Genomic DNA, 24,314 nt, shown 5'->3' on the forward strand with positions numbered 1-24,314 from the left:
CGGCGGCTGATGGTGGTTGAGGAACCGCTGGTTACAAAGTCAGCCGTTAGCGGGCGGATCTGCATCAGCCCATGTGCGCCTGCTCCGGAAACAGCCTGTGGATCAAAATTGGATTCCAGCCGTGTCAGTGCATAGACCAAGGCCGGGTCCATGGTGAAGCCATGCCGTGGCTTTAGCAGCGGCAACGGTAGATCATCATGTTCTTTGCCATGCGCTTCATGCGCTGCCAGTGCGTCTGACATCTCGGTGGCCAGATCATGAAGGCCAGCAGATTCCGCCACAAGCTGGAAGGAGCGGGCGAGCGTGACATCACGCAGGTCCGGCCAGGCGCGGCGGATGGTGTTTTCAGCCCGTTCCTGCTCGCCCACCTGAAGCAGGGCAAAAACACGACGACCGATCTCTGTGCTGCCAACGGCTTCAATATCAATTTCTGTCAACACGGGGGCGGAGGGCCGGGAGGCTTCCTCCAGCGGTGCAAAATTGATCTTGTGGGTGTGATCCCGGCTGTGGTTGCCCGCAGCGGGGTGCAGGATATGGGCCGCCAGAAGGCCATAGAAACTGTTGGGGAAGGCTTCCGCATGTTGCAGCCATAGATGGCGCGCGCGGTCGCTGCCCAGCTTTTCATGCGCCCGTGCAGCCCAGAAGGCGCAGGCAGCCCGCATTTCCGGGGTGGCGTTGCGGGCGTGGGAAGCGCGTTCAAAGAACGGCGCGGCCTGCGCATACTGTTCCTGCTGCCACAGGGCCACCCCCGCTATAAACCCGGCGAGAGCATTGTTGCCCTTGGCGCTTTCAACAGCAGTCCGGGCAATATCCAGCGCAAAATCTGTCTCGCCCGCATCCAGCATGGCCTGTGCGGTCTCGGCCTGAAGCTGTGCGGCATAGGCGGGGGTCATGCCTGGTGTGGCGGTAATCAGTTTCAGGGCGCTGTGTACGCCCTTCAGGCCCCACCCCGTGCGTTCCCGTAAGGTGCGGTCCAGCAAGGGGTTGCGCGTATAATCGCGGGTGAGCGGATCAGCCGGAATGGTCGCATGTTCGGGGGTCAGATGCTCGCCTGCCGGAGCAGGAGGCAGAGGGCCCCCACGCTGTGGCAGGGCTGCCAGCCGGGCCCATATGGCGGCGGCATCGGCGTAGGAGGTATATTTTTTCAGCCAGCCCCGTAGTTCTGTCGCACCGGGGTGGTAGGCGGGGTTGAGGTAACGGTCCGCCTCAATATCGCCCAGCAGGGTGGAATCTGTCAGGCGGGTGGTGCTGGTAATGGCTTCCGCAAAGGCCCCCTGCCGTTGCAGGCGGAAAATGGCGCGGATCTGGGTATCAACTTCAGGGGATAGGGGCTTCGGCAGAGGGATGTCATCCCCTTCCGGAAACGCCTGCCTGGGCAAGACCATCGCCAGCTCCTCGCTGTGCGTGTCTGGCCCGGGTTCGGGCGGCTTGGCATGGGCGCGCGTCGCTACGACGGTTGCACTAGCCAACAGGGCTGCTCCGGCCATAAAGGCCCTCGCTGCGATATTATGAGAAATTTGACCTATCGCTCGCATGGCTGGCGGGGTCTATGAGGTTCTGCTCCAAAAAGCAAGTTTGGTGGTCCGGAAGCACAGCGGGGCCCTCCTTTGGGTACGGGGCAAAGGCCCGCCTGAATAGCGGGCAAATTATTAAAGAACTACTTGTGTTTCTTAAGGAAAATTCTGTTCGATCACTGCATGATTATTTTTGTGTCAGGATCATGTTCCTGTTGTCACAATCTGTTTTCAACCATTTTGCTGTAGCATTTGGGCAACAAGCAGTAGATCGTTCCAGATGTCCTTTCTGGCAGTCGGGCTGGCACGTAATTGCAGCGGGTGTCGCATGATCAGGGCAGGTACGGGGGCAGGCAGACCGGCTACACTTACTGGCTGCCAGCTTCTACGCGGCAGGGCCTTGTTGGTTCCCGTTAAAAGGTGGGCAGGCAGGCGTCCGCACAGCAGAAGCCGCTGCGGGGCAAACAGGGCAATGGCCCGTTCCAGAAATGGCTGGCAGATGCGGCGTTCAGCGTCTGTAGGGGGGCGGCCTCCCGGCGGTCGCCATGGCAGGGCGGTGGCCAGCAGCAGTGAATCCCGTGCCAGCCCGATGGCGCTCAGCATCTGGTCCAGCAATGTGCCGGACCGGCCGGAAAAAACATGGCCGCTCCGGTCTTCATCTGCGTCTGGAGCCTCCCCGATAATCATCAGAGGAGCGTGCATGGGCCCCTCCGGGAAGAGGGTATGCATGGCTGTTATGCGCAGTGAGCAGGAATCAAACTGCTCCAAAGCGGTGCGCAAGGAGTCGGGAGTGGTCGCTGCCGCGGCGACAGCGTGCGCCTGTGCCACGCTATCGGCCAGCAGAGCGGGACCTGCGGCGGGCTGGTGCGTGGGCGCTGCGGCGGGCGGGCGTTGCGCCGGGGCAAAAGCTGGCGTTCCCACGGTTTTGCGGGGCTGTATGCCTGGTGTTGCGTGAGGAGAATGTCTCTGGGGGGTGACGTCCTGATGCCCTTGCCCCTGATGAAGGGACTCTTGATAGGCAGGGATAGGAGCAAGCCGGGCCAGCCGATGATCTATCGGTGTATCCTCAACAGCCGTGTCCACCCCCCATTCAGCATAGAGGCGAAGAAGAGACAGAGCGCCATCCATCATGTAAACCGTACGATGTGTAGGAGTGTTTGGCGGTTGGCTGCGGGCAGGGTAGAGAAGTGTCCGCTGTTCATGTCATCCTCCCCAGTCATTGCCGGAACGGGGTGCGCCCGAAGGGCTTTCGGGCCTGTGCCGCTCCTGGATAGGGTCATTATGCTGTTTTGTCGCCTTCTGCCTACGGTTTTCCTGCTGCTTTCTGCATCCGTGCTGACTCCCGCCCTTTCGGCGCAGGGGGCGCAGGCGGCTGAAGCCAGATCATCGGAGCCGCATCAGGATCAGGCTGACAGTCAGCACGGGCATGTCGATTCGGGCGCTTTTCTGACAGCTGTGGTTGCAACCCATAACGGGGATGACCTGGACGCCGCGCGTGCCTTTCGCGCCGCGGCAGCGGCGGATCCGTCCAACAAGGACCTGGTAAAGCAGGCTTTTGTGCGCAGCGTGATGGCAGGAGACCCGGAAGCGGTGCCGTTGGCCAAGATCAATGCGGCCTTGCCGGGTGGGCAGACCATTATCTCCTCACTGGTTTTGGGGAACGATGCTGCGGTGCGCGGAGACTGGCCCGCCGCCTCTCGCTATTATCAGCAGGCCGGGGCAGACCCCATGGCACATCTGATCATGCCCATGCTTCAGGCATGGTGCCATCAGGCACAAGGTCATGCGGATGAGGCCATTGCGGCCCTGACCCATATTCAGGGGTCAGTGCTGGTGCCGTTCTATACGCTCCATGCTGCCCTGATCGCGCAGGTTGCGCAGAAAAAGGCACAGGCGGGAGATCTGTTTGCGCAGTCCGCCCGCCTCATGCCGGGGTATGACCTCCTGCTAACGCGGTCCTATGCCGCCTGGTACTGGGAACAAGGGGAGCAGACCAAGGCGCGCACGCTGCTGCGTTCTATGCTTGAGGCTGATCCGGTTCTGGCGCTCGCGGGTACGCAATTGCAGGCGTCCATCAGTCATGTCCCCGTTTCATCTTCCCAGCAGGGGCTGGCCCGCGCGTATGTGTTGACGGCTTTTCTGTTAAGGCAGCAATCGCTCCAGCAGGCTCGTCAGAGCGCCGCCGGGCAGGAAAACCGGCCCATGCCGAATGATCATCAGTTTGATGAAGCCTCCCGCCTGATGCTGGGGTTTGCGCTTGGGCTTGATCCGCATCTGGCGGAAGCCCGTCTGATGCTGGCAGAAATTCAGGATGATGAGGGACATCAGGCGGCGGCACGCGAAACGCTGCTGCGCATCCCGCAAACAGACCCGCTGGCTCCCGTTGCAGCTTTCCGGCTTGCGTTGGCGGATAGCGTAACCGGCCATCTGGATGAAGCGCTGGATAAACTGACCCGTCTTGCGCAGGCGTCTCCCAACCTGGTTCTCCCCGTCCGCGCGCTAGGTAATACGCTGTCTGCCCAGAAAGACTGGAAAGGGGCCATTGCGGCTTATACGCAGGCCATAGCGCTCGCAGGCCCTAAAAAGACGGTGGACTGGTCCCTGCTGTTTCTGCGCGCCATGGCGTATCATGAGGTAGGAGACTGGGTACACGCCAAGGCAGACTTAAAGGCGGCTCTGGCCCTTGCCCCGGATGAGCCCATGCTGCTCAACTCGTTGGGATATTCCATGGCGGAACGGAAGGAAGATCTGCCGGAGGCAGAGAAACTGCTGCGCCGGGCTGTAATGCTCGCTCCGCAGGATGCCGCCATCCGGGATAGTCTGGGCTGGGTGCGGGTGGAGCAGGGAGACCTCAAGGAAGGGATCATGCTGCTGGAACAGGCAGCCGAGCAGACTCCGGAGGACCCGGAGGTCAATTATCATCTGGGTGAAGCCTACTGGCGCGTTGGGCGGCATAGTGAGGCCGTGGATCAGTGGAACGTCGCGCTTGGTCTGAAGCCTGAACCGGGAGATGAGGCTCTTATCCGCGCGGCTCTTGCGCGGGCTGCGGCAGGAGGTGACAAGAAAGCCGAACAGATCCAGCACGCCTCTCCTCCAAAGGTGGAGGTACCCGCAGACCAGTCAGGAGGAAAGCATACGCCGTGATGTCAGCTACAATGGACCCATCCACACAGACTCTGACAGAACAGGCTCACGCCAAGATAAACCTGTATCTGCATGTTACGGGCAAGCGGCCGGATGGTTATCATCTGCTGGATAGTCTTGTCGTGTTTGCAGGAGCCGGCGACAGTTTGCAGTATGAACCCGGCCCGGAGCCGCTGCATCTGGAACTCACCGGTCGTTTTGGCAAGACATTAGGGGCGGATGCCGCCGGACCCGATAATCTGGTCATGAAAGCAGCAGCGGCGCTGCGTGCGGTCAGCGGCTCTTCAGCTCATGTGCAAGGTGGCAGGCTTGTTCTGGCAAAGGAACTGCCTGTAGCGTCAGGCATTGGCGGTGGTTCGGCAGATGCTGCAGCGGCCTTGCGTCTGCTCGCGCGGGCATGGCAGGTGGATGTTCCTGTGGGTACACTCATGCATCTGGCGGAAAAACTGGGCGCGGATGTGCCGGTCTGTGTAGCCAGTCAGGCAGCCCGCATGGAAGGCATAGGGGAACATCTTTCCCCCGCGCCCTCCCTGCCGGAGTGCGGCATGGTGCTCGTGAATTCTGGGCAGGCCGTCTCCACGCCAGATGTCTTTCGGAAACGCGATGGTGCGTTCCGTGAGCGGGCGGCGTTGCCGACACATTGGAAGACGGCTCAGGCCATGGCGGCAGCTTTGACTGAGTTGGATAACTGCCTTGAAGCGCCAGCCTGTCAGGTGTGTCCGCCCGTGAAAACCGTTCTGGCTACTCTTGCTGAGCAGCCCGATTGTCTTCTGGCCCGGATGAGTGGCTCGGGTGCCACCTGTTTTGCTCTTTTCCCATCAGCCGAAAGTGCACGGAATGTTGCGCACAAGCTGGCTGGGGAGCAGGCATCCTGGTGGGTGTGGGGTGGCGCATTGGCGTAAGTTGCGCTGGCGGTCCCGGCACAAGCACCCCATATTGACAGGATCGACTCTTCGGCGCTGGGTGGACACCTGCCGCAGGATGAGAGCCATGGGGGAGCCTCCGGTTTTTGTTTATGAGGTGTATGGTAAAGCGTACGGATCACAGTGAAGGCCATCAGGAAGAGGTGCGCATCATGTCTTCAAAAATAGACCTTACGCTGTCTGACGATCACAAATCGGTTCAGATGACGCTTTCCGGTGAAGGAACAGAACCCAAAGTGGAAGTTCCTCTTTCACTGGAGCAGGTCACGCATCTGATTGCCGTGTTAGGCCGTGTGCGGGAGACAATGCTGGCGGAGGAAGAGGTGCAGCCTATTGAGGGTGCTCGGTTTACGCCCGTCACACGCACTCGTTGGGCGCTTCAGCCGGAAGCACGGACAGAGGGCTCCGTTCTGGCGTTCCAGCACCCCGCGTTTGGGCCTATTGGTCTGGTGCTGACCCCCGAGGATTCAGACCGGCTGATGCGCGGGTTGCATCTGCACCAGCAATTGCGGCAGGAGCAGAAAGCCAACCGCGGCAAACTGAACTGACCGAAAAAGAGGGCGCATGATCGCCCTTACTGTCAGGACATTTTTCGTATTGTGAAAAAGGATTAAGCAGATGAGGCTTAGTGCACGTAATCAGCTTACAGGAAAAGTGGTCGCTATTCAGAAAGGTGCGACAACCTCGCACGTCAGCATCGAACTGACGGGCGGGGCTATTGTCATGGCGGCTATTACCAATGAAGCCGTTGCTGATCTGGGTCTGACCGTTGGCGAACCCGCAACGGCGGTTATCAAGGCCTCGGATGTCATGGTCGGGGTGGACTGATTTTCCGTTCATGGTGGCTGCATGAACGCTCAGCCCAGCCGAACTTATCGAACAGGCAGGTGGGACTGGCGATGGAAAACCACCAACGGTTGATTTTGATTATCTAGAAAAGTCAGCACATCTCCGGTGGTGTTTATCTGCCACTGTCGGGTCTGCTCAAGGCTTGCAAGAAAGGTGCGTTCTCTTTCTGCGGTGGTGGAATCCAGGCACGCTCTGCGCGTGGTGGCAATGGGGCCAAACTGGAGCGTCTGTTCTCTCACAGTCATGGTGCCGTTGATCTGATTGCAGATGGTAGAGCCCGCAACAGTTCCGTCTTCGTGCAGTTCCAGAGAGGGGGTTGGCGTTCCGTCTTGCAGAAGTGTTTTTCCCAATGTTTGCACATACCATGACCCCGCCAAGCCAGGGGATGGTCGTTTAGCACCATGGCGGCGCAAGGTCAGAAGAATATCTGACTGGTTTTTCAAATTAAGAGGTGTTGGCATTGGTGTTTTGAACCATGGCTGCCCATCAACCAGAAGAGTGGCGGTGACACCGTAGGCCCGGTTGGGTTTAAGCAGATTGCTGGCCAAAGTCACGCGAAACGGGATGGGAACCTGACGTGTGGTGGCAAAACTGGCACGAGAGATGGTTTGAGGTTGCGTGGGTCTGTTGGTCATATCTACTACGCGAATTTCCACCGTGGCAGGTGGCAGGGCTATCCGTTCCCGATAGGTGACGCTTCCATGCAGCGTTATGGAGGAAGGCGTCTGCGCCGCCACGGTGAATAATCCTCCTGAGCCAAGCGCCCCGACAATTCCGAGTACTATAGCCCGGCGCAAAAAGGATAATGACATGTGCCCTCCCGTGGCATGATGCATGGCCGGACATTTCTTTATGCTCACGTCCGCAGAATAAAAAACGGGCGGACGGTTCTCCCCCACTCAGGCGGAGGGAAAGGGAACGCCGGGGTCGTGTTGATTAAAGAATAGAACCCGTTTCCTGCCCATCGGTTGCGTGCAGATGACTTGGGAAAGAAAGAGGGAAAGCGGTTTCAGCCGTTCCAGCAGGCTGTATTTCTCAAAAAAGCAGAAGAGAGAGTAATGAGGAGTGCCGCAACAAAGAATTAGTGGAAGATCTTCAACCTGACGATTAGCCCAGTCTGGTTGAAGAAGATCTTTGTCAGACACCTCTAACAGATTTCCACGTCTCTCTTATGGAACGTTGTTAGAGGCAGAGGCTCCCGTTATTTGCGGCCTGAGCGGATGTGGGAAATGAGCCCTGTCAGGCCCGCGGCCAGCATGGCGCCAACCACACCCGCGCGCACGCTTGATGTGACAAAGAAAGAGAGCGGACTGTCCAGCCTGCGCGCTTTAGCGTCAAAAGCTCCATGAGCAGAGAACGCGCCCGGAACGCTTTCAAAGAGATCATCCTTGGCGTTTGTATTGGCACAGGTTTTTTCAAGCTGGGCTTTATATCCGTGATCGGCCATGCGCTTTTCGCGGCATCCCGGCCCGAGAAGGCTCCAGATGGCGGCAAAACTGTTGCTGGGCCCAATGGAGATGGACCGGCTGCTGGTGAAGGCCGCCCGGCAGATGGCTTCCGCCGCCACTTCGGGTTCGTATACAGGCCCCACTGGTTTCAGGCGCTTGCCGGTGGTGTTTCGGGTCCATCCATAATGCGGGGTGTTGATGGAGGGCAGGTCCACCATCACAATTCGGATACGGTCTGCATCATGCAGCAGTTCCGGGCGCAGGCTTTCACAGAACCCGCGCAAGGCAGCGCGTGATCCGTTTTCCACAGCCTGAAGCGGCAGGCCGCGCAGGGAGGGAGCAAGATCAAGGTTGATAATAGCCCCGTGGCCACGGCGGCGCATGCGTTCAAGCGCTGCCAGCGTGCCATTGACGCTTCCCAGGTAAGTGACTTCCGTGGCGCGACGGATATCCTGTGCGGAGAGGGTGGCGACCTGCCCCACGACCGTTGCCCCGGCACAGTTGGCCCATGCGGTAATGGGGCCGAGTTCGCTTTCCACCCGGTCCGCCGCTTTGGCAACGGCGTCTGCATCTGCAACGTCTACCGGAATAACGATGGTGCGAATGGAATGGGCCGCAAGATCCTGCGCAGTATCATTCAGGCGGTCTTCATTACGGCCCAGAAGGGCAACGTCAAACCCTGCACGGCCCAGCGCACGGGCGGCGGCGCGGCCAATGCCTGCTCCGGCACCGGTAACAACAGCAATCTGGGATGGCATGTGGTGATCTCCCTTGCCTTCAGGCGTGGTTCAGTTGTGACGGATGTTGTGCCCCGCTCGTGGCCGTCCTGCAAGTTGCGGGCGGTGCCGGGCAGCTTTGCGAAGGGGGTAGGAACAGGCGGTTTGGGGGCTACAGATAACGGAGCGCGAGTATGCCACTCACCAGCAGAATGGCAAAAGCCCCCATCACCACGGGCAGGCGTGTTTCAATAAAGGCCTGAATGGGTGGCCCGAACCTGCGCAGAAGAGCCGCAACCAGAAAGAACCGAAGCCCTCGCGTGATGGCGCTGGCGGCCATGAACGGTCCCAGAGCGAAATGCGCCATGCCGCTGGCGATAGTGACAAACTTGTAGGGGATAGGGGTCAGCCCTTTGAACAGGACGATCCATACCCCCCACTGCCGGAATTTCTCCTGCAAATTTATCAGCGTTTGTTCCGCATGATAAAACCGTACAATGGGCATAGCCAGATAGTCCAGCAACATGGCCCCGATCATCCAGCCCAGAACGCCCCCGGCCACACTGGCCACAGTACAGATGGCAGCATAACGCCAGGCCTGCTGGCGTTGGGCAAGAACCATTGGTACCAGCAGTGTTTCAGGAGGGAGCGGGAAAAAGCTGGCTTCTGAAAATGCGAGCACAGCCAGCCAGAGTGGGGCGTAGGGGCTGGCGGCATGCTTCAGCACCGCTGCGTAAAGGCGGTTCAGCAGGGAGGGGCGGGCAGGGGCGGTTACGTCAGGCATGGCGGGACAGATGCCACGGGCTCAGCCATTACACCAGAGCCCATGGCGTTGTTCGCGCGCGGGATGAGGTTACATCCTTTCACGGCGCAGAACGTTCTCGGCCTTGGTGTGGATGGTGTCATATTCTTCCTGCGTCAGCGTGCCGCGATGCAGCATTTCACTGGCGCGTGCCAGTGCATCCCGCGCGTGGGAGGCATCAGGAATTGGGTAACGTCGGCCCGGGAGGGCGAAAGCATCATCCGGCAGGGCGTTGCGTTCTTCGGTTGTCAGTTTGGACATAATCCTGGTCCTCGTCTGGTTCACACAAATCTGGTGTGTTGTTCAGTTCGTCCAGTTCTGCCATGGCGGCTTCGGCACTTACGGTCGGGACGTCTGACGCCGGGACCGTGCCCGGCTTGCTGGCAGCAACCGGCCCAGTGAGTGTCCGCGTAACGCGAAACGCGGTCAAGACCGCCAAGGTGCCAAACACAATCACGCCAGCCGCCTGCCCAATCTGTACCCCTGCCGGCCCAAAGCGTGTGCCCAAGCCCACAAACGGAATAGTGCCCAGTGTAGCTCGCCCCCAGTTGAACGCCGTTGAATACAGCGGAAAACCAAGGTTGTTGAACGCAGCATTGGCCACAAACAGCATCCCGACAAATAGATAACTGCCAATGGTAAGCGAGCAGAACAGGTGGATCAGCATGGCGGCATCACCATGGGCATTGAATACTGCCACCACATAATTCTGCATGGCTGCCAGAATGATCCATGTAAGGCCAATGCTGACCATTACCAGTTTCAGGGCTGCGGCCAGCGTCTCCCGCACGCGCTGGTATAATCCTGCTCCCATATTCTGCGCCATGATCGGCCCGATGGAACCTGTGAGGGCAAATACCAGAGAAAACAGCACGGGTACCGTGCGTTCTATGGAGGCCTGGCCTCCCACAGCTTCCAGCCCAAATCGCGCCATGGACTGTGTAACGTAAACGCCACCCAGCGGGGTTGCGAGATTGGTAAGAATGGCGGGCATGGCAACTGAGGCCACATGCCGGGAATCAGGCACAATGCGGCTAAGGGTGGGCCACGTCATCATATCATGTCGCAGGGCTCCGCGCAGACCGGCCAAGGCAACCACAAGGCGCGAAATCACGGTGCTGATGGCTGCTCCCGTCAATCCTTCATGCAGCCCGAAAATCATGATCGGGTCCAGAATGGCGGCCACCACGGCCCCCAGAAGGGTGATGTGCATGGAGCCTTTGGCGTCTCCCACCACGCGCATCAGGGCGGAGCAGTTCATACCCATGCAAATGAGTGGCAAAAACGGGCTGACGGTCTGCAGATAGGTGGTGGCATGCGCAAGGGCATCCCCTCGTGCCCCAAAGAGGGAGAGGATAGGATGTGCGGCAATCATGGTACCCAAGCCGAGCACTGTGGTCAGCCCCAGCATGACTGCCAGAGCGGACGAGGCAATCTGTCGGGCTTCCTCATGCCGTCCGGCGCCGATCTCCCTGCCGGTGGCCGCGCTGATCCCGATGGTCAAGCCAATGGCAACGGCAATCTGTATTCCGATAACTGCGCCCGCAAAGCCTATGGCGGCGGTCAGAGCTGTCTGGCCCAGATGCGCGATATAGACCATGTTGAGCATATCAACCGCAAAAACGGCCATCAGTCCAATAGCCCCGGTGCCCGCCATAACCAGAACATGCCGCATGATGCCGCCTGTGGTGAAACAGGCTTTTTGTCTGGATGGAGGGTCTTTCGGGGGCATGCGTACTCCGTTCCAGCGCCCAGCAGGCAGTCGTGACGATTCTTCTTAGTATGTCATGTCCATGCACTGGTGCGAATGGGGGAAAGACAAACCCGACATGCCAGAGCAGAAAAGCGTCCTCCGCTAGAGCCCCAAGGAGGCTTTAGCGTTGCTCCTGTTCGTCCGCAGTGATGGTGTCTGATGGTGAAGCGGCTGGCGGCGCGTCTTCCTCAAGGATCTGGGCAACGGGTTGGCCGAGATACGCCTCCAGCACCTCATCAGTCGGCCCATCCATTTTGATCTTGCCTCCGTCCAGCCAGATCAGGCGGTTGCACCATTCGGCCATGACATCGGCAATATGGCTGGAGAGCACCAGAATATCGGCTTTTGAGACCAGCGTTTCCAGCCGGGAGCGGGCGCGTTGCCTGAAGGAAGCATCCCCCGCCATGAACCATTCGTCCATCAGGAGCACATCGGGCATGATGGCTGTGGCCAACCCGAAGGAGAGACGGACCATCATACCCGAACTGTAGGTCTGCACTGGAAGGTCCATGAAGGAGCCCAGCCCGGCAAACGCCTCTACATCTTCCTCTACGGCCTGAATCTGGGGTTTGGAGAGCCCTGCGAACATGCCGCGTAAGTGGATGTTTTCTCGGCCTGTCAGTTCATTGTTCATGCCCAGTGAAGGATCAAGCAGCGTGCCGATATTGCCTTCAACCATCACGCTTCCCTTGACGGGCTCATAAATTCCAGCCAGCGCCCGTAGCAATGTGGTCTTGCCCGCGCCATTTCCTCCCACCAGACCTAGCCGATCGCCGGGGTTCAGGGTGAAGGTAATGTCCTGCAAGGCTTGCACCACCACGCGGTCCCGCCTGTCCTGCATGAAGCGGCTGCCCAGAGAGGTCTGCACAGTCTTACGCAAGCTGCGGGCCGTTCCATGATAGAGCGGAAAAGAGACGTCCAGCCCCTGAACTGTAATGCCTGCCATTTTTTACACCCAATAGGCCAGACGCGCCCGCATGCGGGCAAACAGCAGGAAGGTCAATACGCCCAGGCCGGCAGACCATCCCAACGCAGCGGGCCATACTGCGGCTTTCACAACTTCGCCCGTAAGCGGTGCGCGTAGAATTTCCATCAGCGGGAACAGTGGGTCCAACAACAGCCAATTCTGGCCAAAGGACATGAGCGCCGGCTTCCAGAGCACTGGCGTGACAAAAAACAGGATCTGCATGGTGCTGGCCACAATGGGCGGAACATCCCGAAAGCGTGCGCCTAAAATGGCCAGAAGCAAGGTTGCTACAAAACTGTCAACAACCCAGACCAGCAGCCCGAGCGGAAGAGTCCAGGACCAGGCGGGGCTGACGTGAAACCACAGAAAAACCACCACAACCACCGGAATGTTGTGCGCAACCGTCAGCCAGTTACGCACCGTCGCGCGCAGAACATGCAAGGTGTAAGGCATTCGGGCTGAATGGATCAGCCCTGCAGCGGAGGTAAAGGTCCGGCAGCCTTCCTGTAATGTGCTGCTGGCAAACCCCCACAGAACAAGCGAGAAAGTGAGGAAGGGCAGATACTCATGGACATCCATACGCATGAGGTAGGCGTAAAGCACCCCCATGGCGGCAATCATGATGGCGGTGGATGCCGTCAGCCAGAATGGCCCCAGGATGGACCCCCGATATCGCAGTTTGATATCCAGCCAGCCCAATGTGCACCCCAGTCTGGCCTGCTTCAGGCCATCGACCAGATCCTGCCATGCATGCCTGAAATAGGATGCGCCTTTTTCCGGAACGAGATGGAGCACGGGTTCAGCCTGGCGCTGAGGCACCGTAGCATCTGCTGGGGGGGAGTTCTGCATGGTATCCATGATAAGGTATGGCGATAGAGAACAGTGCCTTTGAGTGCAAGAGCAGGGGCGTGGGAAGGGCTTTTTTGCCACGGTGCGCGCAGGTGTGGCCTGAGGGGCGCGCTGGGTGGATGACAAGAGGGGCGCCGGTTGCTAAACCCCCCACGACTCACCGCCCATCTGCCAACCTTGATAATGCCGGGAATCATCCGTACCATGAAGATCGTCGCCTGTAACAGCAACCTGCCGCTGGCCGAGGCAGTCGCTACCGAACTTGGCATGCCCCTGTGCAACGTGACCGTACGCCGGTTTGCCGATATGGAAGTGTTTGTTGAAATTCATGAAAATGTACGTGGTGAAGATGTGTTCGTGGTGCAGAGTACCTGCACGCCCACCAATGATAACCTGATGGAATTGCTGATCATGCTGGACGCTCTGCGTCGCGGATCAGCTCGCCGTATCACGGCTGTTATGCCCTATTTCGGGTATGCACGGCAGGACCGCAAATCTGGTCCCCGTACACCTATCAGCGCCAAGCTGGTGGCCAATCTTCTAGTGGAAGCCGGAGCCAACCGTGTTCTGACACTGGATCTGCACGCCATGCAGATTCAGGGCTTCTTTGATATTCCGGTGGACAATCTCTATGCCGCCCCTCTGTTCGTGCGGGATATCAAGGAACGGTATGGTGACCGTGACCTCATGATCGTGTCACCGGATGTTGGGGGCGTGGTGCGGGCTCGCCAGCTTGCCCAGCGCCTGAACACAGACCTTGCCATTATCGACAAACGCCGTGAACGGGCCGGTGTGTCTGAAGTCATGAACGTGATTGGCGATGTTAAAGGCCGTCACTGCCTACTGGTGGATGATATTGTCGATAGTGGCGGCTCACTGTGCAATGCTGCGCAGGCCATTTTCAATAACGGTGCGGCGTCTGTCGGTGCTTACGTGACGCATGGTGTGCTGACCGGCAGCGCAGTTGAGCGGATCAGCAATTCCTGTATTGAAATGCTGACATTGACGGACAGCATCAAGGCGACGGAAAGTGTTACCGCAGCGGCCAATATCCGCCAGATTACCATTGCGGGGTTGCTGGCGCGGGCCATGCGGGCTGTGTCTGATGAAAGCTCCGTTTCCTCCCTTTTTGATTGAGAACAATGTCTCAGCTTAGCCTCCGCCCTTACTGGTACCTCCGCCATGGTCAGACTGACTGGAATCGGCAGGGTCTGTCTCAGGGGCGCACAGATGTGCCCCTGAATGAGACGGGGATTGCTCAGGCCGATACGGCGGCCAAGCTGTTTGAAACAGGTGTGAGCCAGTATCCGGCATTTACTCACATCGTCAGTTCTCCATTGGACCGTGCCTTCCAGACCGCAGCCATTGTGCGGGAAGGGCTGATAGCCAAGGGCTTTGAAGCGCTTCCTCTGGAAACAGATGAGGGGTTGGAAGAGGTCTGCTTTGGGGAGCAGGAAGGTCTCCCCATGGGGGACTGGTATGATAGTTGGATTGCTGGTGATTATACTCCAGCAGGGGCTGAACCTTTTGCCCGGTTACGGGCAAGAGCCGTTGAGGCTGTAAACCGCGCAACGGAAAATGGTGGCATTCCTCTGATTGTTGCTCACGGCGCACTGTTTCGCTCGTTACGCGCTGCCATGAACTTGCCAGCCAATGTGCGTCTGCCGAATGCAACACCGCTTTGGTTGGAACCCGGTGAGGCTGACGAGAAGCCGTGGTCTCTTACTGTGATAAACGCCGAGTAAGGATCTTTCCTGCAGCACTTTTTTCCTACTGAGATAATGGGAAAAATGCTGACGCGCAGTTATCGTTTCTTGTGAGCGTCTGAAATTTTCCCGGATCATAAAGAATCTGCGCAAGTCTGGAATATGGCATGTGCAGCGGTACATTGATGCCCCCACCTGCGTGACGAATACGTTCAGCAGGGGCCCCTATATCATACACAATTGCTGGTTTATCCGTCATCCAGATTTGCGTCAGGACGTAAGACCACGTTTCAGGCCAGATAGAGGGAAGAAAAAACCAATCTATGGTGCACGCTGTGACGAAGACTTTGATTTCAAATTCTTTGTAATTTCCAGTTATTTTGACAACACCAGTTTCCAGAAGGGCATTGTCATCACAACTGTATCCAATCAGAACAAATTCAATGGGTAACGTGTTTTGAGCAATAAAGCGGGCTAACGCCAGAATCTGATAAAACCCTTTTTCCACACTGATTGCGCCCAGAATGCCAATAGTTCTCTTGGGACGAGAGAAGGGCAAGGAGAAAGAAATATTCTCAACATTCCGGATACTCTCCCAAGGGACGACATTCACTGGAATATCAAAATATCGACGCAAACGTTGGGCTGTATCATGAGAGGGCGCAATAACCTGTTCCGCCTGTTCAAGAATGGTGGCGCTTTTTTTGCGTAATGCCGTAATGGAGCAGCTTTCCCCGGTTTTGCTCCCGTTTTCGATCAGGCAGGCCTGACACCCTTCTTTGCCGGGTTCACCACAATAGAGTCCGGTTTTTTGTGTCAGGGTGATTTGTGGGCAAAACCATGAATAATCATGAATATAAACATCATAAGGTAGGCCAAGCCGAGTTATATGGAGAATATTGTCAAGGCCATTACCAATATAGCTATGAATTTCGATTTTCTGGCAATCAAGCTCTTGGACGAGATACCGTAAAGAAGAAAGGCTTCGAGGAATGATCAGATTGGGGAACTCATTTTTCAGAATGCTTTCAAGTCGCCAAACTGTGTGTCCGTTTTCCAGTATGTCCGGTTTCAGGATGAAGGCTGCATAGCCTTGTGTTGTATAATGGATGGCCCGATGGCCGACATGCCGTAAAATGCCCCCTGCACGATCATGCATGATAAGAAAAACAGATTTCTGCAAACTATGATCTTGTTTGTAGCGGGTAAGATCAAGTCGTCGTCTATAAAAAAACAGAGGGTCTCTCTGCTGCCACCTGCGAATAAGCTGGTCATACCCTTTGTGCAGATCATTCAGGATAGAAAGGTTTCGCCGGATCAGATCTGTTTTTACATGACTGAATGATTGGCTTTCTGCGTGTCCAACATAGGTTCCCAAACAGGCAACATGTCTCCAGCCTAACGCGGCTGCTCGGCGTGAAAAATCGTTCTCCTCGCCGTAACCTTGCGCAAAAATATCCTCCCTTAACAATCCGACGCTCTTCAAGCAGTCAGACTTTATATACATGCAAAATCCATGTGCGGTTGGAACCTCTGGAAGTTCACCCTGCCATGTCTGTATCATTATGGTATTTAAATTTTCACACTCTTCTATTGTTGGAAGCGGGTTGTTTCCATTTTTATTTGGATAGCTGAATATAGTTGCATTATTTGATAGCGGTGTGGCTGTTCCGATATCGTCTTCTGAATAAACGGCTTTCTGAAGCTGAAAAATCCATTTTTCTGAAACGAGCGCATCACTGTTTAAAAGGATCACATCTTCATCAGTGTTTCTTTGACGCATTCCTCTATTGGCGGATGCAGGAAAGCCTTTGTTCTGTTTGTTATGGAGAAGAGTGATACGATATTTTTTCGAGACATCCTCCAAATAATCAGTGAGCTCTTTATTGGGAGATTTGTCATTGATAATGATAATACGGGCATTGTCTGGTTTGTAACGTATAACCTGCTGCAGACATAAACGGGTTATATCAAAGCCATTATAAACGGGTATGATAATGGCAACTCTTTTGATGGTATTGTGCGTTGAGAAAGACGGTTTCCGGCATATTGCGGGAAAAGCTTCTCGCGTTGCACGAGCATATGAAAGAGCCTGTTCTGCTAGAATATTTATGTGCAAGGGGCTTCCATACAATGGCAGTCCCATTTCTGTTTTAACTGAAAAATGCTTTCCTAAAAAAGAAATTTTTTTAAGAGAGATGGAGAAGTATGGAAGGCATGCTTCTCCAGAAAGAGTTCTGATATCAAATAGTTTTGTGGGACGAGTTACTATTTGGATATGCTTGCGAGTGGGATATGAATGGGGATGGTCATCCCTATCGGGGGCCACTGTAACAGACAGTTTTACAGGTCGTTCTGGTTCTGAACGGTAGCACGCCCATCCTTTGATGTGCTCTTCTGTTGCTTCCACATAACCATCAATTTTTAGGAAGTTTTCGATATCAAAAATACCATTGATATATTTTCTATAAGGATGTTTTATAATAACAGAACAGGCATTCTTCCATTTTTCCGGGAGGTCGATCTCTAGCTGAGGACCCTTCCTGACAAAGGTAAAAGAGTTCAAAGGAAGAGTGTTCGTATCAATAGAGATACTCAAATCGTCTGTGCAAAAAGATGTATAATCAATGAGCGTTAGCTTTCCCTGTAAGGAAAGAGAAACCCATCCATCATAATTGTTCTGGGCAGTGATGGTTTTTGCCAGGATGTCAAAAATAGGGTGAGGCAGGCGGACATAATGTGTCAAATAGTCAATAAGTTCGTCTTTTGCGGTAGCCCAATTTTGAAACTGGACACGAACACACAGTAAAAGAATGGAGCAAATGCGTGAGTTAGAACGATTTTTGAGGAATTCAAGTGCCTCAGACGCTGTGGGAATATTCAATAGTAAACGCACACAGCCAATGGCCATGGTTATGCGGCCATCACTTGGATAACCCCTTTGTAGATATTCACAATAGGTTAATATAGACCGAAAAGCATCTGTGTCTCTTTTGTCTTCAAACGAGAATGTTCTGAATAAAGGAAAGTCTATTTTCAAGTGGTACAAAACAGATCGCAGCGCGCGCAAAATAAATTGCGGAAGGATCAGTTCAGTATTGGTCATAATCACATCTTAAAAATAATAAAATTTTAATTAAAATATGGTTAATAAATTCAGATGTCAATTGAGAAGGGTTACGCGAGTGACCTTATTCCATCATCAGATGTCTTCTTTTCCAACTGAGGTGGACAGCCTCCGTAAGGCATTGATGTGCCATGATGGAGGTTAATAAACCCTCAGAAAGAGAGCGCCTGCATGAAAGTTGGGGTAATTGGACTGGAATTTCCAAGTCTGTTTTTTGGGTTCATGGAGCTGACGCAAATGGAAAATGTGTGTTCACGCGTAAGCTTGGCCGGAGTCTTCGGTATCAGGTCTACATCGATGGCTAAGATCGCTTGAAATCTGAAAAATTCGGAAAACAGGCCTTCTCCTTTTGTAAATTATAACAATATCAATCCTTTAGAGGACGTTGTCAGGCCGAAGGAAGTGGAGGCATTAAACCCTCCCGTTGATACCGCTACCTCATTTTCCGGTGACAGTTGATTTTGAGAATAATCTTTAGGTGGTAGGGGTAAGCACTATAGTTTCTGGTTGGTTTTTGTACACGATAGGCAAAAAATTTAAATTTTTTCGATCGTAAATTATTAAGGAAATGAGTTTTAAATCGAAAATATTGACGTGATAAAAACAAACTGAAGTGTAACGGTATGATCAGGAAAAACGGCCCCTTACAGGTTGGCGATAACTTTTAAGCCAACAAGCGCGGCATCGGGCCTGCGTGAGGTTTCTCCGGGACGGATCATATACTGGAATTCAGGTTGAACCAGAACGCCGGGAACAGCATCAATCGCGTAATAGGCTTCAATCACATGGGAGTCAGTCTGGGGGGCCAAAACCTGCGCGCCTAATGAAAGCCCGGCATCCCGAGCATACATTTGCCCCAGTTCCTTACGGTGACTGACATGATACCAGGAGTATAAAATTCCTAATCTGTCTGTTACGCGAGAGGGAATGACGCCATTGAAGGAAATTCCTCCGTAAGCTTCATCCGAGATGGAAGAAACATGTGGCGTATTATGAATATACCCTGCCATCAGATAGCCCCCCGCCATTTGGTTACGACCACCTTTGCGATAAATCATCTGATCGCCCTCAAACCAGAACATATCCATGGGGGCGCTATGAAGGCGGCCCGTCGCAATGACCTTGTTTGCTGGGGATGCGCCCAGCACGTCTGGATAGCGTGAGGTGTCATGTGCGTAACCAAAAACGTAATGACCAGGAAGTCGGTTGCGCGTCAGGAAGGGTTGCCATGTAAATTCTATTGGCAGCATCATTCCTGTTGTGTTTTCACTCCCCCATGACCACCCGCTCGGGTTGGTGGAAAGTGGGCTGACCTGATAAGCGCCCAATTGTACCATGGTATCCCGTGTCGGTCGGAAGCGGATACGGCTTCCCCAGGTCGCTTTTGGGTAAACGGCAAACCCTGGGTCAACTTTCAGGGCAACTGGCGCTGAGCACGTAACCATGAACGAACAGATTAGCGGTGATGTAGCAAACACGTGTGTGAGAGACATCCGCCCAAATGTGATGTCCATACGGTTTTGCAGGAATTTTTTCTCTGCGTAGAAATCAACCAGATGCGCAACAACATGCCCAGAAAGCCCGTAAACTTCCATAAGGTTTACGTAATAATCTCCAACACGATCATGAGAAACCTCACGCCCAGCACGGTTCATGAGGAGTGTATGAATGGACCACCCATTCCAGCCTGCCATTTTCCCCAGATCAAAGTTCATTTGCAGGGTGAGTTCATGCACGTAATCCATGCCGCGTTGCATGCCACCATGGATATTGGCCATGGCTTCACCTTTATAAGAGAAAGAGAATACAAAACCTTTTTTCTGTAGTCTTTGTCTAAAAGGCATGATTTGCGGGATAAGATGTCCGCTTCCCGCCGTTGGAACATAATAGGGGTCATCCATATCCGTACGACGCTGGGCGTCCAGTTCGGAAGGGAGGAGCCAGGAGACACCTTCTTTTCCAGTCAGAGCATCCAGTTCCATTTTATGGAATGTTTTTGAGCTCTGATATTCATCCACACTAGGAACCACCATTGTGGCCAGGCCAGGCCATGGTGCTACAGGAACCCCACTTGCAGGGAGTGGAGAGTTTTTAGGGCGAACAAGAACGCGTGGATCCGGTTGTGAATTATCATCCTGTTTCTGTGTTTGCGTTCCGGAAATAACGTCTACATAGACAGGGTTTTTGGGAGCCTGTTGTTCTTTTCCGCTTTCATCAGCATGTGCCATGCTGAAAGAGGCGTTTATTATCAGACTTCCTGTGAGTGTTAGTCCCCATAGTGTAAAGCATGTTTGGAGTATGGGGCTTCTGTGACGGGATTTGCGATACATGATCTGACCAAGGATAAGTTTTGGCACTCTGGCCAGAAAATATAAGGAGTTAGACGAAAGGATGGAGACGATTATACACGGACAATAAGGGCAGCAGAGGTAAACACTCTTCATGAGCAGAAACGTGTACATTCTGTCCATAAAAGACTTTATGCATTTTAGGCTCCAAAAGTGTTTTAAACGGACCCTGACGAATCAGGGCCCGTCTTCCGCCAAGAGAGCCTTCTTTTGTGAGAAGAAGGCAGCATCAGATAGCATGTTTTTACTGAAAGTCTTTTGAAAATAAGAAAGTAAAAAACACGATTTCGTGAAATGGTTTTTTGACAAAACTATAGATATACGTTTTGGTTTTTAGGAAAGTTGTTCTTTTCCTTTTTTGGATCGTCCTCTCAAAATGAGTTCGAAAAGGAGCCTCTGAAAAATATTAAAAAAGAAAAACAAAAAATATAAAATGAAATATCCTAAATACCTGTTTTATATGCTCGACGCGGTTGGAAAATATCATTCAGCAGGGTGGCATAGTGTCAAGCTCCTCATTTTCTTTTTGGTGTTGTGCATGGGTTCTTTAAGGCACTGAAAGCGGGTCAATGTCCAATATATGAAATGTGGCTTCTCCATATTTATTTTATATAGGAATAAGCCGAAGAGGATTTATTGATGAGTAGGCTTATCATAAAAATATAAATGTCTATCAATGGGTTAGGTTTTGTAAGGAAATCTGTGTTGGGGATTTTTGTACGTATGTCAGGTTAAGAAAGGTTGCATTCCATCACCGGAACGTGATTCCCCCTCTCTCCCGAGTCCATAGAGGTAAGGAGGTGTTTCGAGTGGGATCATTGCGTTCCCCCCCTTTGTTGTGGGCGTGTTGACGTGGGGAAAGGAGGTGGAAGATTTTCCGCTTTAAATTAAAGTATTGTGGATGGAAGTCATCGGGAATGTATGGGGGCGTCCTTTTTAAGGAAAGCAATATAATTTTGAATTTTTTTGATAAAATGTTGTCATTTTTATAAAGATTTCGCTCTTTGTGTCCTTGACAGAAGCCAGCATATTGGACACAGAGCAATTTCCACTCTTCTGGAAAAATGATGGAGAATAGCCGCGCAGAGTAAGTGATGACATCCGCTCTTTAAGGAAGGGGCATCTTTGAGGTGGTGAGTGTTTCTGTCAGAAAGGAACATCCTGCTTGCTTAAATAAGGTGTTTCTTGTGTTGGCAGATGGATGATGTCCGTGGTCAGATAATAAAACCATCTGCGAGAAAAAACCTCTTATCAGAAGCCAGTGCATCTGGATTTAGTCGCAACCTCGGCCCGGCACCTTACTGTCAGGACGATTTCAATATTGGAGTGATAGCATGGGTGGCGTTCAACCCGCAGATCACCATTCTCCGTTAGGTGGCATTTATCGTGCCATTTTTTCTATTATCAGCCTTGCAGCTGGTCTGGCGCTTGCTTACGGTGGCGTGCAGCTTCTAACGCTGGGTGGATCAAGTTATTACCTGCTGGCCGGGGTGGCTTATATTGCACTGGCAGTTCTGGTTTTCCTGAAGCGTCCGTATACCTTAATTGTTTCAGGCGTTGTTTTTGCAGCAACCTTTGTGTGGGCACTATGTGACACGCCTGAAATTGGATACTGGGCGCTTTTGCCGCGTCTGGTTGTGCCAGCCATTTTGTTTGCCCTTAATTTGTGGGCCGTGGCGACTTTTCCGGCAACACCGTCAGCTGTTCAGCGGGGTACGGTTTTTGGCGGTCTGGGCATTGTTGGGTGCCTGCTGGTGACATTGGTGGAAGCCTTTTTCCCTCATGGGCAGATCAGCAATCCAGATGCATCTCCTGCAAACCCTCAACTGGCTCAAACTGGTAAGCCAGAGGCACCTGAGGACTGGGAGTTCTACGGGCGGAATGCTCAGGGTACCCGTTACGCCCCTTACACCCAGATCACACCGGCAAACGTCAGCAAGTTGAAGGTGGCCTGGGTTTACCACACGGGCAGAAGAACACATGGGCCGGGTGCCGGGGTGGATGAAAACACGCCGCAGCAGATTGGCAATGTGCTCTATTCCTGCACACCAGAAAATCTGATCACGGCTTTGGAAGCCGATACCGGAAAAGAAATCTGGAAATTTGACCCCAAGGCCCATACTGCCGAACACGTCACGTGTCGCGGTGTTGGGTATTATGATGCCGCGAAAGACACCACCCTCACGGCCGAGGAAAAAGCAGTAGATGACGCTGCGCCTATGTGCCATCAGCGTATCCTTGTTTCGACCGTGGATGCCCGCTTCATCGCGCTGGACGCCCATACGGGTGCTCAGTGTACCGGTTTTGGTGAAAACGGTGAGGTTGACCTTAAAAAACAGATGGGCCCGGTTGAAGGTGGCAAGCGCTATCACCCAACCTCCCTTCCGGTTGTTATGGGTCATGTTGCTGTTATTGGCGGCTGGGTGCGTGATATTGTTCACGGTGAACCCTCAGGTGTCGTGCGCGCTTATGATGTGCGGAACGGCTCTCTGGTCTGGGCCTGGGATGTGGGTGACCCGGAAAATACCGGTGCTCCCCCCGAAGATCAGACCTACACTTTGGAAACCCCCAATGTGTGGACCATCCCCACTTATGATAAAGAGCTGAACCTCGTTTACCTGCCTACCGGTAATGGCCCGCCTGACTACTGGGGTGGAGACCGGACAGTCGCCAAGGAAAAATTTGGTGCAGCCGTTGTGGCCGTCGATGCCTCTACGGGCAAAACGAAGTGGGTCTTCCAGACAGTCCATCACGATCTCTGGGATTATGATCTGCCGTCTCAGCCTGTCCTGTATGATGTGACCAATGCTCAGGGTGAAAAAATTCCTGCCCTGATTCAGACCACAAAGACTGGACATATCTTTGTTCTTGACCGCCGCACCGGCAAGCCGGTTACCGAAGTCCAGGAACGGAAAGTTCCAACGTCCCCTGCAGCGCAGGGTGAGCATCTGTCTCCTACCCAGCCGTTCTCTGCCGGTATGCCGACCATCGGGGCGGATCCGCTGACGGAAAGCTCCATGTGGGGTGTCAGCACGTTTGACCAACTTTACTGCCGGATCATGTTCAAGGATTCGGTTTATGAAGGTCCGTTCACGCCACCGGGTGAAAAACCCTATATTGAATGGCCCAGCCTGCTGGGTGGCATGAACTGGGGCGGTATCTCCATTGATGAAGCCCGCGGTATCATGTTCGTCAACGATATGCGCATGCCCTTGCGTATGACGTTGGTGAACCGTGAAGAAGCCAAAAAATATAAAGTTTCCACTGACGAAGTGCCGGGCTTCATGGGCACCATTCGTCCGCAGGTGGCTGGTCCTTATGCCGGGGTGCGGATTGATATTCTGCAATCTCCGCTGCAGGTGCCCTGTAATACGCCTCCCTTTGGCACCATGAGCGCCATTGATCTGCATAGCAAAAAGATGCTGTGGCAGGTGCCCATGGGCACAACGCAGGATCTTGGTCCGATGGGTATAAAGACCCACCTGCCGGTTCCCATGGGTATGCCTACTCTGGGTGGCCCCACGTCAACAGCGTCTGGTCTGGTCTTCTTTGCGGGCACACAGGACTATTATCTGCGTGCGCTGGATTCCGGCACAGGCAAGGAGGTTTGGCGTGAACGTCTGCCGGTTGGCGCTGTCGCTGCGCCCCTCATTTTCCGTTCTCCCAAAACGGGTAAGGAATATGTGGTCATCTCCGCTGGCGGTATGAGCCACTCTCCTGATGTAGGAGATTACATCATAGCCTACACTCTGCCGGATGACACTGCTGCCAAATAAGCAGTTCGCCCGAACACTAAAGAGATCCCCGTTTTTTGCGGGGATTTTTTTTGCTTTGTTTGCGGGGTTGGAGGGCTGTTTTCTGTGATTGCTGCGCCTGAGTGTGTTCCGGGTGAGGTGTTGCTTCATGAGTGCCTTGTCGTGGCGTGAGTGTGCTGAGGCCTCGGGGCTGGGCTGGGGAAGCCGTGCAGACGTGGGTTTCTTAAGTCCGACGTATGGTGTGCTTAGCGGCATGAGTGCGGGGTTGAGAGGCGTGTGTTGCGTAGGCTGTGCTTGGCGACCTGCTGTGGGCGTGCTGCTGCTCCTGAGCCTGTGTGGGTCTTGCTGGGGTGAAGATGGGCGTAATCATGGACGATAGTTAACAATTCTGCTGGGGTAATTTTTGAGGTTTA

General features: G+C 54.1%; 19 protein-coding genes. 7 read left to right on the forward strand and 12 right to left on the reverse strand.

Translation table 11 applies throughout. The annotated features are described in order from the left end of the window. Window positions 1-1,469 (reverse strand): lytic transglycosylase domain-containing protein (locus AD944_RS04300; protein WP_248845805.1); only part of this gene is annotated, 1,469 nt, incomplete at its 3' end. A gap of 276 nt (window positions 1,470-1,745) precedes the next feature. After that, window positions 1,746-2,645, reverse strand: a complete 900-nt coding sequence (locus tag AD944_RS04305) for a uracil-DNA glycosylase (protein WP_045541481.1) — start codon at window positions 2,643-2,645, stop codon at window positions 1,746-1,748. A 150-nt stretch (window positions 2,646-2,795) separates the two neighbouring features. Here AD944_RS04305 and AD944_RS04310 point away from each other — a divergent pair, with 150 nt between their 5' ends. The 4 genes from AD944_RS04310 to AD944_RS04325 all read left to right on the forward strand — a co-directional run bounded on the left by AD944_RS04310 (window position 2,796) and on the right by AD944_RS04325 (window position 6,409). Further along, window positions 2,796-4,658: a tetratricopeptide repeat protein gene (locus tag AD944_RS04310; RefSeq protein WP_045541491.1), complete on the forward strand. Its 1,863-nt coding sequence runs from the start codon at window positions 2,796-2,798 to the stop codon at window positions 4,656-4,658. Beyond that, a complete protein-coding gene (locus tag AD944_RS04315) occupies window positions 4,658-5,560 on the forward strand; it encodes a 4-(cytidine 5'-diphospho)-2-C-methyl-D-erythritol kinase (RefSeq protein WP_236709128.1) in 903 nt (300 codons plus the stop codon). The genes AD944_RS04310 and AD944_RS04315 overlap by 1 nt, the downstream gene beginning before the upstream one ends. A gap of 173 nt (window positions 5,561-5,733) precedes the next feature. Beyond that, entirely contained in the window at window positions 5,734-6,129 is a 396-nt protein-coding gene (locus tag AD944_RS04320) for a hypothetical protein (RefSeq protein WP_035377313.1), read from the forward strand. A 70-nt stretch (window positions 6,130-6,199) separates the two neighbouring features. Then, a complete protein-coding gene (locus AD944_RS04325) occupies window positions 6,200-6,409 on the forward strand; it encodes a TOBE domain-containing protein (RefSeq protein ID WP_035377291.1) in 210 nt (69 codons plus the stop codon). Window positions 6,410-6,453: 44 nt separating this feature from the next. Here AD944_RS04325 and AD944_RS04330 read toward each other — a convergent pair whose 3' ends face one another. The 8 genes from AD944_RS04330 to AD944_RS04360 form a co-directional block, all read right to left on the reverse strand. Then, window positions 6,454-7,242 (reverse strand): META domain-containing protein, encoded by a 789-nt coding sequence (locus AD944_RS04330; protein ID WP_169794903.1) that lies wholly within the window; start codon window positions 7,240-7,242, stop codon window positions 6,454-6,456. Between the two features lie 87 nt (window positions 7,243-7,329). After that, window positions 7,330-7,575, reverse strand: a complete 246-nt coding sequence (locus AD944_RS16670) for a hypothetical protein (protein ID WP_145912768.1) — start codon at window positions 7,573-7,575, stop codon at window positions 7,330-7,332. Window positions 7,576-7,631: 56 nt separating this feature from the next. Then, on the reverse strand, window positions 7,632-8,636 hold the full coding sequence (locus AD944_RS04335) for an SDR family oxidoreductase (RefSeq protein ID WP_045541484.1): 1,005 nt from the start codon (window positions 8,634-8,636) through the stop codon (window positions 7,632-7,634). A 130-nt stretch (window positions 8,637-8,766) separates the two neighbouring features. After that, window positions 8,767-9,345 (reverse strand): YqaA family protein, encoded by a 579-nt coding sequence (locus AD944_RS04340; protein ID WP_045541492.1) that lies wholly within the window; start codon window positions 9,343-9,345, stop codon window positions 8,767-8,769. A 102-nt stretch (window positions 9,346-9,447) separates the two neighbouring features. Next, on the reverse strand, window positions 9,448-9,657 hold the full coding sequence (locus tag AD944_RS04345) for a hypothetical protein (RefSeq protein ID WP_035377294.1): 210 nt from the start codon (window positions 9,655-9,657) through the stop codon (window positions 9,448-9,450). Beyond that, on the reverse strand, window positions 9,614-11,128 hold the full coding sequence (locus tag AD944_RS04350; RefSeq protein WP_045541485.1) for an MATE family efflux transporter: 1,515 nt from the start codon (window positions 11,126-11,128) through the stop codon (window positions 9,614-9,616). Before AD944_RS04350 ends, AD944_RS04345 begins: the two co-directional genes overlap by 44 nt. A gap of 142 nt (window positions 11,129-11,270) precedes the next feature. After that, entirely contained in the window at window positions 11,271-12,095 is an 825-nt protein-coding gene (locus AD944_RS04355) for an ABC transporter ATP-binding protein (protein WP_045541486.1), read from the reverse strand. A gap of 3 nt (window positions 12,096-12,098) precedes the next feature. Then, window positions 12,099-12,965, reverse strand: coding sequence for an ABC transporter permease (locus AD944_RS04360; RefSeq protein WP_231551530.1), 867 nt, complete (start codon window positions 12,963-12,965; stop codon window positions 12,099-12,101). Window positions 12,966-13,169: 204 nt separating this feature from the next. On the opposite strand from AD944_RS04360, the gene AD944_RS04365 reads away from it, so the two are divergent. Next, entirely contained in the window at window positions 13,170-14,102 is a 933-nt protein-coding gene (locus tag AD944_RS04365; protein WP_035377297.1) for a ribose-phosphate pyrophosphokinase, read from the forward strand. Between the two features lie 5 nt (window positions 14,103-14,107). Continuing rightward, window positions 14,108-14,710, forward strand: a complete 603-nt coding sequence (locus tag AD944_RS04370) for a histidine phosphatase family protein (protein ID WP_035377299.1) — start codon at window positions 14,108-14,110, stop codon at window positions 14,708-14,710. A 25-nt stretch (window positions 14,711-14,735) separates the two neighbouring features. Here the strand turns inward: AD944_RS04370 and AD944_RS04375 are convergent, their stop codons facing one another. Together AD944_RS04375 and AD944_RS04380 are read right to left on the reverse strand one after the other, a co-directional pair. Further along, a complete protein-coding gene (locus AD944_RS04375) occupies window positions 14,736-17,777 on the reverse strand; it encodes a glycosyltransferase (protein WP_082741143.1) in 3,042 nt (1,013 codons plus the stop codon). A 665-nt stretch (window positions 17,778-18,442) separates the two neighbouring features. Beyond that, window positions 18,443-20,128: a carbohydrate porin gene (locus tag AD944_RS04380; RefSeq protein ID WP_373317147.1), complete on the reverse strand. Its 1,686-nt coding sequence runs from the start codon at window positions 20,126-20,128 to the stop codon at window positions 18,443-18,445. Between the two features lie 1,352 nt (window positions 20,129-21,480). Between AD944_RS04380 and AD944_RS04385 the strand changes: the two genes are divergently transcribed. Next, the gene (locus AD944_RS04385) at window positions 21,481-23,922 is read left to right on the forward strand and encodes a membrane-bound PQQ-dependent dehydrogenase, glucose/quinate/shikimate family (protein WP_045541489.1); all 2,442 of its coding nucleotides are present in this window, start codon (window positions 21,481-21,483) and stop codon (window positions 23,920-23,922) included. The last annotated feature ends 392 nt before the right edge of the window (window positions 23,923-24,314 follow it).

It is taken from the genome of Acetobacter tropicalis (genome assembly GCF_001580915.1).
Lineage (GTDB): Bacteria > Pseudomonadota > Alphaproteobacteria > Acetobacterales > Acetobacteraceae > Acetobacter > Acetobacter tropicalis.

Excerpts from the sequence above, each read along its gene's own strand:
- AD944_RS04305 (WP_045541481.1), bottom strand. The coding sequence starts at position 2,645 with ATGATGGATGGCGCTCTGTCTCTTCTTCGCCTCTATGCTGAATGGGGG.
- AD944_RS04310 (WP_045541491.1), top strand. The coding sequence starts at position 2,796 with ATGCTGTTTTGTCGCCTTCTGCCTACGGTTTTCCTGCTGCTTTCTGCA.
- AD944_RS04315 (WP_236709128.1), top strand. The coding sequence starts at position 4,658 with ATGTCAGCTACAATGGACCCATCCACACAGACTCTGACAGAACAGGCT.
- AD944_RS04320 (WP_035377313.1), top strand. The coding sequence starts at position 5,734 with ATGTCTTCAAAAATAGACCTTACGCTGTCTGACGATCACAAATCGGTT.
- AD944_RS04325 (WP_035377291.1), top strand. The coding sequence starts at position 6,200 with ATGAGGCTTAGTGCACGTAATCAGCTTACAGGAAAAGTGGTCGCTATT.
- AD944_RS04330 (WP_169794903.1), bottom strand. The coding sequence starts at position 7,242 with ATGTCATTATCCTTTTTGCGCCGGGCTATAGTACTCGGAATTGTCGGG.
- AD944_RS04335 (WP_045541484.1), bottom strand. The coding sequence starts at position 8,636 with ATGCCATCCCAGATTGCTGTTGTTACCGGTGCCGGAGCAGGCATTGGC.
- AD944_RS04345 (WP_035377294.1), bottom strand. The coding sequence starts at position 9,657 with ATGTCCAAACTGACAACCGAAGAACGCAACGCCCTGCCGGATGATGCT.
- AD944_RS04350 (WP_045541485.1), bottom strand. The coding sequence starts at position 11,128 with ATGCCCCCGAAAGACCCTCCATCCAGACAAAAAGCCTGTTTCACCACA.
- AD944_RS04355 (WP_045541486.1), bottom strand. The coding sequence starts at position 12,095 with ATGGCAGGCATTACAGTTCAGGGGCTGGACGTCTCTTTTCCGCTCTAT.
- AD944_RS04360 (WP_231551530.1), bottom strand. The coding sequence starts at position 12,965 with ATGCAGAACTCCCCCCCAGCAGATGCTACGGTGCCTCAGCGCCAGGCT.
- AD944_RS04365 (WP_035377297.1), top strand. The coding sequence starts at position 13,170 with ATGAAGATCGTCGCCTGTAACAGCAACCTGCCGCTGGCCGAGGCAGTC.
- AD944_RS04370 (WP_035377299.1), top strand. The coding sequence starts at position 14,108 with ATGTCTCAGCTTAGCCTCCGCCCTTACTGGTACCTCCGCCATGGTCAG.
- AD944_RS04375 (WP_082741143.1), bottom strand. The coding sequence starts at position 17,777 with ATGACCAATACTGAACTGATCCTTCCGCAATTTATTTTGCGCGCGCTG.
- AD944_RS04380 (WP_373317147.1), bottom strand. The coding sequence starts at position 20,128 with ATGTATCGCAAATCCCGTCACAGAAGCCCCATACTCCAAACATGCTTT.
- AD944_RS04385 (WP_045541489.1), top strand. The coding sequence starts at position 21,481 with ATGGGTGGCGTTCAACCCGCAGATCACCATTCTCCGTTAGGTGGCATT.